The following is a 12625-nucleotide window of genomic DNA, read 5'->3' on the forward strand; positions in this document are numbered from 1 at the left end:
CGGGACAGGGAGGCAATTGGCAATGGCGATGGACACGGTCCGCAAGACGCTCTGGTACATCGAGAGCCATCTCGAACAACCAGTGACGCTGGACGAACTCGCGGCCATCGCTGGCATCTCGCGCTTCCATCTGTCGCGCAGCTTCGCGCAAGCGATCGGCCGTTCGGTCACCGCGCATCTGCGCGGACGACGCCTCAGCGAAGCCGCACGACAACTGGTGGACGGGGCGCCCGACATCCTCTCTGTCGCGCTCGACGCGGGCTACGGCTCGCACGAGGCCTTCTCGCGGGCGTTTCGCGACCAGTTCGGCCGAACGCCGGACGATGTTCGCGCTGGCGCCGACCTGACATCCCTCAAGCTTGTGGAACCTATCCTGATGCCCGACACACCCATCACCGCCATCGAGACGCCCGAAATCCGCGCCGTCGACGGCCTGCTGCTCGCCGGATTGCGCCGATTCTTCACCTATGAGGATCGCGCCGGCATTCCGCTGCTCTGGCAGCGCTTCGGCCCGCATATCGACAACATTCCCGGCCAGATCAAAGGCGATGCCTATGGTGTCTGCCTGAAGGCCGATGGCGATCCGACCGACGGGTTCGACTACCTGGCGGCGGTGCCAATGCGCTCGCTGAACGATCTTCCGGACAGTTTGGTCGGCGTTCGCATTCCCCCGCTCACATTCGCCGTCTTCCAGCATCAGGGCCATGTTTCGAATATCGGCGCGACTTGTGCGGCAGCGGGCGAATGGCTCGCATCCGAACGACGGATGAAACCCGGGGTCGCGGTCATGATGGTCGAATATTACCCGCCGCAGTTCGATCCGCGCACCGGTCTGGGCGGTTGCGAGGTCTGGGTGCCCGTCAGCGACTGACGGTGCGCTCAGGCAAAGGCGTGACTGGCGAAGGTGCGATGGACACCGGTCACGTTGTCGAGGAACTGCCGTGTCGCGGACTGCCATGAGTTCTGCAGCGCCACTTGTCGGCAGCGCTCGCGCGAGATCGCGAGTGCTGCCAGCGCCGCGGCCTGGAGATCGTCGTCGAGAATACCGGCGCCGGAATTGCCGACGACATCGCGAGGTCCTGCGACGGGAAAGGCGGCGACTGGAAGGCCCGAAGCCATCGCTTCCAGCATCACGACGCCGAAGGTGTCGGTGCGGCTTGGAAACACAAAGCAGTCCGAGGCAGCGTAGATGTCGGCGAGATCCGTGCCCACCCGCGTGCCGAGAAACGAGACTTCGGGATGCGCGCGGCGCAGCCCGTCGAGAGCCGGTCCGTCGCCAACCACAACCTTACTGCCCGGCAGCTTCAGGTCGAGAAAGGCGCCGATATTCTTCTCGACCGCGACGCGACCGACATAGAGATAGATCGGCCGCGGCAGATCGAGCACCGCGCGGTTGCGTCCGGGGTGGAATAACTCGGCATCGACGCCGCGCGACCAGCGCATCAAGTTGCGGAAGCCGCGCCCCCGCAGCTCCTGCTCGATCGAGCGGGTCGAGACCATGCAACCGGCGCCGGCATTGTGGAAATGGCGCAAGACGCCATAGCTCCAGTCGACCGGGACCGGCAGGCGGGCCGCCAGATATTCCGGAAAGCGGGTGTGATAGCTGGTCGTGAACAGCCGGCGCCGCTGGATGCACCAGCGCCTCACGGCAAAGCCGAGCGGCCCCTCGGTTGCGATATGGACGTGGTCCGGATCAACCGCGTCGAGCTTGCGCGCGATCGAGCCGGGCGGCGCCACCGTCAGGCGGATTTCTGGATAGGTCGGGCAAGGCACCGTGTTGAAGCCGTCGGGTGTCAACATGATCGCCTCGGCCCCGAGTTCAGGAAGGTGGCGCGCGAGGCGTTCGAGCGTCCGCACCACCCCGTTGATCTGGGGGTGCCAGGCGTCGCTCGCGATGAGGATCCGGCTCATGCCGCGACCTGATCGACCTTCGTGTCGGGATCGACGACAAACGCCTCGTCCTTGGCGATGGCCGACCATCGCAGGATTTCGAGCCGGCCGTCATGATGCTCGGCGATCGCCGTGCAGCTTTCGACCCAGTCGCCTGTATTGATGTAGCGGATGCCGAAATCATCGTGCAGCGCCGCGTGATGGATGTGGCCGCAGACGACGCCATCGGCGCCAACCCGCTTGGCCTCGGTGACGAGCGCGTTCTCGAAGGTTCCGATGAAATTGACGGCGTTCTTGACCTTGAGCTTCGCCCAGGCCGACAGCGACCAGTAGTCGAAGCCGAGACGGCGGCGGATCTTGTTGAGGACGGTGTTGAGGCCGAGCGCCAGCGTGTAGGCGCCGTCACCGAGGAAGGCGAGCCACTTGGCGTGGCGCACGACCACGTCGAACTGGTCGCCATGGATCACCAACAGCCGTTTGCCGTCGGCGGTCTCATGCACGATGCTGTCGACAAGTTCGACGCCGCCGAGCTGGGTGCCAAGATAATCGCGCAGGAATTCGTCGTGATTGCCGGGCAGGTAGACGAGCCGGGCGCCCTTGCGACCTTTCCGCAAGAGCTTCTGGACCACGTCGTTGTGCGACTGCGGCCAATACCAGCTCTTCTTCAGGCGCCAACCATCGACGATGTCCCCCACAAGGAAGATCGTCTCGGCGTCATGCCATTTCAGGAAGTCCAACAGAAGATCGACCTGGCTGCCACGCGTGCCAAGGTGAATATCCGAGAGGAACAACGTTCGAAGATGGCGGGGAGCAACCGCGATCGACATGATCCTGATTCGTCCTCGGCTTATGGAAAATTAAAGACCGCTTAGCCCAAGCGAACAACAGATTTGTGACGCCACCGCCGCACGCTCCGTCGTCATAGCAGGGTCGGCACCATGCTCACGACCAAAAGTACCGCCATTGTCCCGTTGAAAATGGCAATCCGGCGGTCACTGTCGAGATAGTGCGAAATCGCCTTGCCGAACAGGCACCAGACGACCGTCGACGGAAACGCGGCGAGCGCGAAGGCCAGCGCAACGCGGGACGATGATGTAAGCGCTGCCTCATTGGGCGGGACATAGAGGGCGAGCGCGCTAACCGCCATGATCCAGGCCTTTGGGTTCACCCACTGGAACAGGGCCGCGGCGACGAAACTCATCGGCTTGCCGACCCGGATGCCCTCGCCATCGACGCGGCCCGCGAAAGCGAGCTTCCAGGCGAGGTAGACGAGATAGGCGAACGCGACATAAGCAAGGATGCGATGGACGAGAGGATAGGCCTCAAGCACGCCGCCAAGCCCCAGCCCGACCGCCAGCACCATGACGGGGAAACCGATGCTGACGCCGAGCATATGTGGCACGCTGCGGGCGAAGCCGAAATTGGCCCCCGAGATCATCAGCATTGCGTTATTGGGCCCCGGCGTAAACGCGGTCACGAACGCGAAGCCGAGCAAGGCGAGCCATTGCTGCATGATGTTCTCCCCGCTGCTCCCCGGTTGTTCTCACGGGGGCGCCGACGGGTCAATCATCCTGACTTTCTCGCGGCCGAAAGGGCGCGGGCACCTGTTCCGCCGCGGCAACAATGCATTGCTCAATGATCGCCTCGCGACGCTTGCATCGCTACGGTCGGTCGACCATGATCGCCGCCGCCAACACGGAGAATAATGATGAAAATCCTACGCTTCGGCGCCGCTGGCGCGGAGAAGCCGGGCCTGCTCGACAAGGACGGCACGATCCGCGATCTCTCGGGCGTCGTCTCCGACATCACCCCGGAAACGCTCAAGAATGGTGCGATCGCCAAGATCGCCGCTGTCGACCCCTCAACGCTTCCCGCCGTCGATCCCGGCGTCCGGCTCGGCCCGATCGTCGAGGGCGTCAGGAACTTCATCGCCGTCGGCCTCAACTATGTCGACCATGCGCATGAGACCGGCGCGGCGATTCCGTCGGAGCCGATTCTGTTCAACAAGGCGCCGAACTGCATCGTCGGTCCGAACGACACGGTGACCATTCCGAAGAATTCGCAGAAGACCGACTGGGAAGTCGAGCTCGCGATCGTCATCGGCAAGACGGCCAGCTATATCGATGAGGCCGATGCGCTCTCCTATGTGGCGGGCTTTGCCGTCTGCCACGACGTCTCCGAGCGCGCCTTCCAGACCGAGCGCGGCGGCCAGTGGATGAAGGGCAAGGGCTCGCCCACCTTCGGACCGCTCGGGCCGTGGCTGGTGACGCCTGACGAAGTTGCCGACGTGCAGAACCTCGACATGTTCCTGGATCTGAACGGCACCCGTGCCCAGACCGGCAACACCAAGACCATGATCTTCGGCGTCGCCCATCTCGTGGCCTATATCAGCCAGTTCCTGCAGCTCGACCCCGGCGACGTCATCACGACCGGCACACCGCCCGGCGTCGGCATGGGCATGAAGCCGCCGCGGTTCCTGAAGGACGGCGACAGCGTGCGTCTCGGCATCACCGGCCTCGGCGAGCAGCAGCAGACGTTCCGCGCCTACAAGGCCTGACGTACCTCGCCCGTCGCGCTCGTCGCGGTGGGCTGCTTAACCGATCCTATGAAGGCGCGCGGCTTGAAGCTTGCGCGCCTTCGACTACCACCAGGCATGGAAATGATGCACGGGGCCATGGCCCTTGCCGATCGTCAGGCGATCGGCCGCCGCGATGGCCTCGGTCACATAGCGCTTGCCGGTCGCGACGGCTGTCTCGAGATCCTCGCCCCGCGCCAGAGCGGCAGCGATCGCTGAGGAAAGCGTACATCCCGTGCCATGGGTGTTGCGGGTCGCAATGCGCGGCGCGCGATACCAGCGGCTCCCCGTGGGGGTCAGCAGGAGGTCGGCGCTTTCATCACCCTCTCCATGCCCCCCTTTCAGCAGGACGGCCCTGGCGCCCAGTGCCAGGATTTCCGCGGCCTGCGCCTCCATCTCGGCTTCGCTCGAGGCGACCTCGCCGCCGACGAGCCGCGCCGCCTCGCGCATATTGGGCGTCAGCAGAGCAGCACGTGGGAGCAATTCGCGGATCAGCACCGAGACGGCCTCCTCGCGCAACAGCATGTCGCCGCTGGTCGCAACCATGACCGGGTCGAAAACGACCTTGGCCTGCTGCCACCGGTCAAGCCCCGACGCGACCGCCGTGATGACTGCGGGCTGCGACAGCATGCCGATCTTTACGGCATCGACCGACAGGTCGGAAAAGACGGCATCGATCTCGGCCGTGACGAACTCCGGCGGCACGTCGTGGATGGCGGTGACACCGAGCGTATTCTGCGCCGTCAGCGCGGTGATCACCGACGCGCCATAGACGCCGAGTGCGGAAAACGTCTTGAGGTCCGCCTGGATGCCAGCGCCGCCGCCCGAATCCGAGCCCGCGATGGTCACTGCGATCGCCGTCATGGGCTCTCCTCTTCTGTCAGGTTTCAGGATCGAAGGATGTCGCCGCGGCGGTTTCACGGGCGCGGCGCCGCCCCAGCTGCTGCTCGCGATAGATAACGAACATTCCCGATCCAATCACGATCGCCGACCCGGTCAGCATGGTGAGGCCGGGCAGCGTATCGAACAGGACATAGCCGACGAGGATGGCCCAGACCATGGATACATATTCGAAGGGCGCGATCAGCGAGGCCTCGCCATAGCGATAGCTCTGCGTCAACAGGACCTGCCCTATCCCGCCTGCAATGCCGCAGCCGACGAGAAGGACCCATTCACCTGCTGCTGGCATGACCCAGCCGAAGGGCGACGTCACCAGCATGAACAGCGCCGTGAAGATCGAGAAATAGACGACGATCGTCGCGGGAGACTCCGACCAGGTCAGTCGGCGAGTCTGTGTCGCGGCAAGCGCCCCGAAGGTCGCACCCGCCAACGCGAACATCGCGCCGATCGCGCTTCGGTCGGGGCCTTGCGGCTCGACATAGCCCGAGAGAATCACCACGACCCCGATCAGCCCGACGACGACCGCCGTCCAGCGATAGATGCGGATCACCTCGCCGAGCAGGACGACGGCAAAGATCACGGTCAGCAGCGGCGCGGCATAACCGATGGCAGTCGCATCGGAAAGCGGCAGGAGGCCGAGCGCCGTGAAGCCGCAGAACATCGAGGATGCGCCCGCGATCGACCGCAGCAGATGACCCGAGATTCGCGGGGTGACGAACACGGTCGGAAGCTGTCCCCGCGAGCCGACCCAGATCAGCACCGGGATGAGCGCGAATGCGGAGCGGAAAAACGCCACCTCGCCCGCGGGAATGCGATCCGCCAACAGCTTGATCTGCGTGGCCATCGCCGTGAACGCGATGGTCGAAATCACTTTCAGCAGCACCCCGAACAGCGGATGCCTGTGATGGGCGGTTTCCATGTCATTTCGGGGCCTCTGACGGGCCCGTTTCCAAATGGGGCGACCACCGGCCGCATCTTCAAATGTCGATTGCCCGCCCCAAATCGAGACTGACGCCACCTTCGCGACGAAAGCGGAAGCGTCCCGAACGCTCTCGAAACCGCGGAGAAAGGTTCGAACGGGACAGGAAACAGCATAGGTCGGGATCGTGGCGCGGCGCAACCGCCGACAGCACGTTCCAGCCTATGCCTTTTCCCCGCCGGAATCGCATGTTAGAGCCATCGTCATCACCGCGGCGATGTGGATTCTCCGGCCTTCCCATGACATTCAGCTTCGTGCGCCGTTGCGGCGCGATCGGCCTCGTTGCCGCAGGAACTCTGCTCGCGCTCGCGTTGCCGGCCTCGGCCGAGCGGATCACCAACCCGGTTGCCGAATTTGCCGGTCTCGACAAGATCACCGGCCGCATCATCACCTTCGACGTCTATATGAACGAGACGGTGCAGTTCGGCGCGCTACAGGTGACGCCGCGCGTCTGCTATTCGCGCCCGCCGACCGAACCGCCCCAGACGGACGCCTTCGTCGAGGTCGACGAGATCACCCTCGCCCGCAAGGTGCGCCGCATCTTCACGGGTTGGATGTTCGCGGACAGCCCGGGCCTTCATGCCGTCGACCACGCCGTCTATGACGTCTGGCTCGCCAACTGCAAGACTTCGTCGACCGTCGCGCCACCGGCCAAGCCGTAGAAATTGCCGTCGATCGTCAGCGCTGCTTCAAGCTTTTCGTGATAGACGTCGCGATCGATCTCGATCGCGCCGAAGCGCTGGAGATGCTCGGTGGTGAACTGAGCGTCGAGCAGGCTGAAACCGCCGGCCTTCAGCCGCGCCACAAGATAGACCAGCGCGATCTTCGATGCGTCGGTCGCATGGCTGAACATGCTTTCACCGAAAAAGGCGCCGCGCAGCCGCACGCCATAGAGCCCGCCCACCAGCTTGCCATCCTGCCAAGCTTCGATGGTGTGGCAGAAGCCGAGCTCGAACAATTCGCCATAGAGACGCCGAATGCGGCTGTTGATCCAGGTCTTGTCGCGATAGGTCGAGCGCGGGCCGCCGGCACAGCCCTCGATCACGCCCTCGAAATCGGTATCCACGCGGATTTCATACGGTTCGGCGCGCATCGTGCGCGCGAGGCGCCGTGGCACATGGAACCGCTCAAGCGGAAAGATGCCGCGGCTCTCGGGTTCGATCCAGTAGAGACCGGGATCGTCCGCCGAATCCGACATCGGAAAGATACCGCAGGCATAAGCCTTCAGCAGCACCTGCGGGGTGATCTGGAGCGTGGAATTCGACTGTCTGGCCATGCTTCGTCCGCGTGGGCACGGTCCGGAGACGAGCTCTCCTGCCGCATTGATGCCTGACGCGCCCGCCCCGGCGACGAATCGCAGCATGCCACGCGAAGCGCCGGGACAGAAGGGGCGACGCGCCGTCACCACCGGGCGGCGCACATACCTCACAGGAAGCGGTAGTGAGGCAGGGGGACCCGCCCTCGCCTCTTTACTGGTCGACCGCCAGCTTCTTCTCGAGCCAGTGGATGTCGTAGCGGCCGTCGGCGATGTCCTGGTCGTCGACAAGGTCGCGGAACAACGGAATCGTCGTCTTGATCCCGTCGACCACGAACTCATCGAGCGCCCGGCGGAGCCGCATCATGCATTCGACGCGATTGCGACCATGCACGATGAGCTTGCCGATCAGGCTGTCGTAGTAAGGCGGGATCTTGTAGCCCTGATAGACGCCTGAATCGACTCGGACGCCAAGGCCGCCCGGCGGGTGGAAATAGGTGATGAGACCCGGCGACGGGGTGAACGTGCGCGGATCCTCCGCATTGATACGGCACTCGATCGCGTGGCCCTGGAACTTGACCTCTTCCTGGCGGAACGAAAGACCACTTCCGGCGGCAACGCGGATCTGCTCGTTGACGAGATCGATGCCCGTCACCGCCTCCGTCACCGGATGCTCCACCTGCAGGCGGGTGTTCATCTCAATGAAGTAGAATTCGCCGTTTTCGTAGAGGAATTCGATCGTGCCAGCACCGGAATAGCCGAGATCGCCGATCGCCTTGGCGCAGACGGCGCCGATGCGGTCGCGTTCCTCGGCGTTGAGAGCCGGTGAGCCGGCCTCTTCCCAGACCTTCTGGTGGCGGCGCTGCAGCGAGCAGTCGCGTTCGCCGAGGTGAACGGCATAGCCCTTGCCGTCGCCGAGAACCTGAATCTCGATATGCCGGGGCTTCTCGAGATACTTCTCCATATAGACGGCGTCGTCGCCGAAGGCGGCCTTCGATTCCGAGCGGGCCGTCGCATAGGCGATCGGCAGTTCAGCCGCCGAGCGGGCGACCTTCATGCCACGACCGCCGCCGCCGGCCGAAGCCTTGATCAGCACGGGATAGCCGATTTCGGCGGCGATCTTCAGCGCGTCGGCCTCGTCCTTCAACGCACCGGCGGAACCCGGAACGACCGGAATGCCAAGGCGCTGCGCCGTACGCTTCGCCTCGATCTTGTCGCCCATGATGCGGATGTGATTGGAGCTCGGCCCGATAAAGGTGAGGTTGTGTGCCTCGAGGATCTCGGCGAACCGCGCATTCTCGGACAGGAAGCCGTAGCCCGGATGCACAGCATCGGCGCCCGTGATCTCGCAGGCAGCGAGGATCGAGGCGACGTTGAGATAGCTGTCGCGTGCCGGCGGCGGGCCGATGCAGACGCTTTCGTCGGCGAGACGCACATGCATCGCATCGGCATCGGCGGTCGAATGAACGGCCACAGTCTCGATACCGAGTTCCTTGCAGGCGCGAAGCACCCGGAGGGCGATCTCGCCGCGATTCGCTATGAGGATCTTGTTGAACATCGGCTGATTGGTGCTCACTCGATGATCAACAGCGGTTCGCCGTATTCGACCGGCTGCCCGTCCGTGACCATGATCGCCTTCACGGTACCTGCCCGCGGCGCAGGAATCTGGTTCATCGTCTTCATCGCTTCGACGATCAGCAGCGTCTGCCCCTCGCGGACCGTATCGCCGATTTCGACGAAGGTCTTGGCGCCGGGCTCAGGCGAACGATAGGCGGTGCCGACCATCGGCGAAGGCACGACGCCCGGATGGCCGACGAGGCTCGTCTCGGCAGGAACGACGACAGCAGCGACGGGTGCCGCCTGCGGCGCCTGGGGAGCCATCTGATAGGCGACGGGCGCCGCCTGCAGATTGCGCGCGACGCGGATGCGCAGATCGCCATGTTCGACCTCGATCTCGCTGAGATCCGTCTCCGTCAGCAATGTCGCCAGCTGGCGGATCAGTTCCTGATCGATGGTCGATGTCTTGTTCGTCATGAGCTTCGCACTTTCATGGAGCGACCTTGCCTTGTCCGTGTCAGACGACGTGCGGCTGAAGCGCCGTCAGCGCCAGCTGGTAGCCGAGCGGGCCGAACCCGCAGATGACGCCGAGGGCGGCCGGAGAAATATAGGAGTGGTGGCGGAACGTCTCCCGGGCGAAGACATTCGACAGATGCACTTCGATCGTCGGCAGGGCAACCGCACGAATGGCGTCATGCAACGCGATCGATGTGTGGGTGTAGGCGCCGGGATTGATGACGATGCCACGGCAGCGCCCGAGCGCTTCATGGATCCAGTCGACCAGCATGCCTTCATGATTGGACTGGCGGAAGTCGACACTGATGCCGAGGCCGGCGCCGAAAGCCGTCGTCTCCGTCTCGATCTCCGCAAGTGTCCGTGCGCCGTAGACGCCGGGTTCCCGCTTGCCGAGCATGTTGAGATTGGGGCCGTTGAGGACCAGGACCGAAATCGTCATCGAATGGCTTCTGCCGCAACCGTTGACCGCGACCAGCCACGCAAAGGCGCGTGGGCCGGAGCGCGCCGGTTATAGGGGGTCGGCCGGCAAAGGAAAAGCCCCGCCCTTGGAAGGCGAAGCTTTGTGGATTTCAGGGCGTCGACAAACAATCAGCAGGTCGCCTGGCCGCAGTCGCGGACCGACTTGATCTTCTGCTTCAGCGTGTCGTAGCCGACCGCGCCAACGACGACATCGCCCTGCAGGACATAGGTCGGCGTCCCGTTGATGCCGAGCGCCTGCGCAAGGCCATATGATTCGTTGATCGTCGCAGCGACCTCCGGCTCCTTCAGCCGCGCCTTGACGGCGTCGGGGTCGAGGCCGATATCGGCCGCAACCGCCAGCGCGCGGGCGCCGTTGACCTCGCCTTTGCTCATAAGCAGTTCATCGAAGAAGCCCTGGTACTTGTCGGGCGCCATCTCGTGAACGACGACCGCGACTTGCGCGGCCTCCTCGGAGCCAGGCCCGAGAACCGGGAATTCCTTCAGCACGACGCGGAGACCCTTGTCCTCCTCCATCAGCTGCTTCAGGTCGGCATGGGCGCGCTTGCAGTATCCGCAGTTGTAGTCGAAGAACTCGACAAGCGTGACATCGCCATTGGGATTGCCGAGCACGACCTGGCGCTTCGAATTGAAGAGGAGGTCGGAATATTTGGCGACATTCGCCTTCTTGGCGTCCGATTCGGCCACCTGCTGGCGACGATCGAGCTCCTGCATCGCATCGCGGATGACCTCCGGATGCTGCATCAGATAGTCCTTGACGATCGCGCCGATGGCCTCCTGCTGCGTCTTGTCGAAAGCGGTCTGGTCGGCATTGGCGACTGAAGGTCCGGCGGCCAGGCCGGCAATGACGATCGCCGCGGCGAAGCCGGCGCCGCTCGCCCTGCGCAACGCGCGGCGCGCTGCCGCCCGGTAGGGGCTTATCGGGGAAATCTCGAACATGAAGAGCGGACCCTTGCTGGAAATGAAGGCGACGGCGGCCGGATAAGATCGTACCGCGAGGATTGGGCTCAGCCCGGTTTTGCTGGAGTATAGGACACGATGTCATCGGCACGAAGCCAGGCAGGCGAGCCACGCTTCAGCGCGGCCTGCGCGCGTGTGGCATGCCGCTTGGCGTCGGCATAATTGCCAGCAGCGAACTCGCCCTGCGCGGTAGCGAGATCCGCCATGGCAATATCACCGCGGATCGCATAGGCGCGGGCCAGGCTGCGATAGCCGATGGGCACTTCGGGATCGTCGCGAAGTCCGATGGTAAGGTTCTTCACGGCCTCGTCGACCGTCTTCGGATCGCCCGTTTCGACAAGCGCCTGACCGAGCATGATCTTGAGCAGGCCAGAGCGCGGCGCGAACGCAACCGCCTTGCGAAGGCCCGGCACGGCAAGGCCGGCACGGCCGTTCTCGAGCTCGATCTGGCCCTGCAACTCCCAGAAATAGGGATTTTTCGGCTGCGCTCGCAAAAGGCCGTCAAGCATTGTGAGGGCGCCCTGCGCATTGCCGTTGCGATAGGCGGCGATCGTGCGGGCATATTGCGCCGGTAGCGACGTGTCGCTCGGCGGATAACGGCGCATGATTGTGTCCAGGTCGCCGGTAAAGCCGACAAGCTTGGCGCGCACCATGTCGTGTCGCGCCTGAAGCGCCGCTGGGTCCTTGGTGTTGTAATAGGGGCTGGCCTTCGCCTCGCGCTCGATCAAGTCGATGCGCTCGCGCGGCATCGGATGGCTCTGCAGATAAGGATTGACGCCCCGGGCAGAGAACAGCGTGTTGTCGGCGAAGCGGTTGAACGTCGTCAGCATGCCCTTGGCCGACTGGCCGCTCTTTTTGAGATAGGTGAGCGCCGATTGATCGGCGGCCATCTCCTCCGAGCGCTGGTACCCAAGCAGCGAGCGGCGCGCGGCCTCGCTCGATCCGGCGACGATGCCGCCGCCCGCGCGCGCTGCATCGGGCGAACCCGAAGCGGAGCCGGCAATGGCGGCACCGATGCCGGCGATCGCGCCGATCGTGGCGAGCGTGTTGGCACGGTCGACCTGCTCGCGCAGCTTGGTCTGATGATCCCCGGCGAGGTGACCGGTCTCATGCGCCAGCACCCCGATCAGTTCATTCGGCGTCTTCGAGTCGATAATCGCGCCGGTGTTCACAACGAGCTTCTGGCCGGTGGCGACGAAGGCGTTGAATGACGGATCCTCGACCAGGAACAGCTCGACGGCACTGGAACGGACACCGGCCGCCTTGAAGATCGGGCGGATATAGTCCTGGATCAGCGCCTCGGTCTCGGCATCGCGGATGAAATTCCGCTTATCGGCACTCTGGGCCCATGCGGGCGACAGACACATCGTCGAGACCAATGACAGCCCGGCCGCAGATACGACCAGACCGCGCGCCATCCCTCGTAGCCTTCGCCCCGCCGCCGTCAGCATGCCTTCAAAGCCCGTTCTTCCTCTCGAAGGCCCGGCACTGTAAAAGCGCGGCCATCGCGTAGTCA

Annotated in this window: 14 protein-coding genes; 3 read left to right on the forward strand and 11 right to left on the reverse strand. The window is 64.2% G+C overall.

The annotated features are described in order from the left end of the window. The first annotated feature begins 22 nt into the window (after nt 1-22). Nucleotides 23-871 carry an AraC family transcriptional regulator gene (locus BUB39_RS16050; RefSeq protein ID WP_342169249.1) on the forward strand — a complete coding sequence of 283 codons (849 nt, stop codon included), beginning with the start codon at nt 23-25 and terminating at the stop codon, nt 869-871. A gap of 8 nt (nt 872-879) precedes the next feature. Here the strand turns inward: BUB39_RS16050 and BUB39_RS16055 are convergent, their stop codons facing one another. The 3 genes from BUB39_RS16055 to BUB39_RS16065 all read right to left on the reverse strand — a co-directional run bounded on the left by BUB39_RS16055 (nt 880) and on the right by BUB39_RS16065 (nt 3403). Beyond that, nucleotides 880-1911: a glycosyltransferase family 4 protein gene (locus BUB39_RS16055; protein WP_073055211.1), complete on the reverse strand. Its 1032-nt coding sequence runs from the start codon at nt 1909-1911 to the stop codon at nt 880-882. After that, nucleotides 1908-2717, reverse strand: a complete 810-nt coding sequence (locus tag BUB39_RS16060) for a UDP-2,3-diacylglucosamine diphosphatase (RefSeq protein WP_073055213.1) — start codon at nt 2715-2717, stop codon at nt 1908-1910. Before BUB39_RS16060 ends, BUB39_RS16055 begins: the two co-directional genes overlap by 4 nt. A gap of 92 nt (nt 2718-2809) precedes the next feature. After that, nucleotides 2810-3403, reverse strand: coding sequence for a LysE family translocator (locus BUB39_RS16065; RefSeq protein WP_073055215.1), 594 nt, complete (start codon nt 3401-3403; stop codon nt 2810-2812). A 195-nt stretch (nt 3404-3598) separates the two neighbouring features. Here BUB39_RS16065 and BUB39_RS16075 point away from each other — a divergent pair, with 195 nt between their 5' ends. Then, nucleotides 3599-4447, forward strand: a complete 849-nt coding sequence (locus BUB39_RS16075) for a fumarylacetoacetate hydrolase family protein (protein WP_073055220.1) — start codon at nt 3599-3601, stop codon at nt 4445-4447. Between the two features lie 84 nt (nt 4448-4531). Here BUB39_RS16075 and thiD read toward each other — a convergent pair whose 3' ends face one another. Further along, on the reverse strand, nt 4532-5329 hold the full coding sequence (thiD, locus tag BUB39_RS16080) for a bifunctional hydroxymethylpyrimidine kinase/phosphomethylpyrimidine kinase (protein WP_073055222.1): 798 nt from the start codon (nt 5327-5329) through the stop codon (nt 4532-4534). A 16-nt stretch (nt 5330-5345) separates the two neighbouring features. After that, nucleotides 5346-6284, reverse strand: a complete 939-nt coding sequence (locus BUB39_RS16085; RefSeq protein ID WP_073055224.1) for a DMT family transporter — start codon at nt 6282-6284, stop codon at nt 5346-5348. Between the two features lie 299 nt (nt 6285-6583). Between BUB39_RS16085 and BUB39_RS16090 the strand changes: the two genes are divergently transcribed. Beyond that, nucleotides 6584-7006, forward strand: coding sequence for a DUF2155 domain-containing protein (locus tag BUB39_RS16090; protein ID WP_073055226.1), 423 nt, complete (start codon nt 6584-6586; stop codon nt 7004-7006). Here the strand turns inward: BUB39_RS16090 and aat are convergent. The 6 genes from aat to BUB39_RS16120 form a co-directional block, all read right to left on the reverse strand. Then, the gene (gene aat, locus BUB39_RS16095; protein WP_073055228.1) at nt 6943-7620 is read right to left on the reverse strand and encodes a leucyl/phenylalanyl-tRNA--protein transferase; all 678 of its coding nucleotides are present in this window, start codon (nt 7618-7620) and stop codon (nt 6943-6945) included. The two genes, BUB39_RS16090 and aat, sit on opposite strands and share 64 nt — an antisense overlap. Before the next feature lie 193 nt (nt 7621-7813). Further along, a complete protein-coding gene (accC, locus tag BUB39_RS16100) occupies nt 7814-9157 on the reverse strand; it encodes an acetyl-CoA carboxylase biotin carboxylase subunit (protein ID WP_073055647.1) in 1344 nt (447 codons plus the stop codon). A 14-nt stretch (nt 9158-9171) separates the two neighbouring features. Continuing rightward, nucleotides 9172-9633 carry an acetyl-CoA carboxylase biotin carboxyl carrier protein gene (accB, locus tag BUB39_RS16105; RefSeq protein WP_073055229.1) on the reverse strand — a complete coding sequence of 154 codons (462 nt, stop codon included), beginning with the start codon at nt 9631-9633 and terminating at the stop codon, nt 9172-9174. Between the two features lie 40 nt (nt 9634-9673). Beyond that, the gene (gene aroQ, locus BUB39_RS16110; protein WP_073055231.1) at nt 9674-10111 is read right to left on the reverse strand and encodes a type II 3-dehydroquinate dehydratase; all 438 of its coding nucleotides are present in this window, start codon (nt 10109-10111) and stop codon (nt 9674-9676) included. Between the two features lie 149 nt (nt 10112-10260). After that, nucleotides 10261-11088 carry a DsbA family protein gene (locus BUB39_RS16115; protein WP_084527473.1) on the reverse strand — a complete coding sequence of 276 codons (828 nt, stop codon included), beginning with the start codon at nt 11086-11088 and terminating at the stop codon, nt 10261-10263. A 68-nt stretch (nt 11089-11156) separates the two neighbouring features. After that, on the reverse strand, nt 11157-12527 hold the full coding sequence (locus tag BUB39_RS16120) for a M48 family metalloprotease (RefSeq protein WP_244540270.1): 1371 nt from the start codon (nt 12525-12527) through the stop codon (nt 11157-11159). Nucleotides 12528-12625: the final 98 nt, after the last annotated feature.

Origin of the sequence: Kaistia soli DSM 19436 (genome assembly GCF_900129325.1) — a bacterium.
Lineage (GTDB): Bacteria > Pseudomonadota > Alphaproteobacteria > Rhizobiales > Kaistiaceae > Kaistia > Kaistia soli.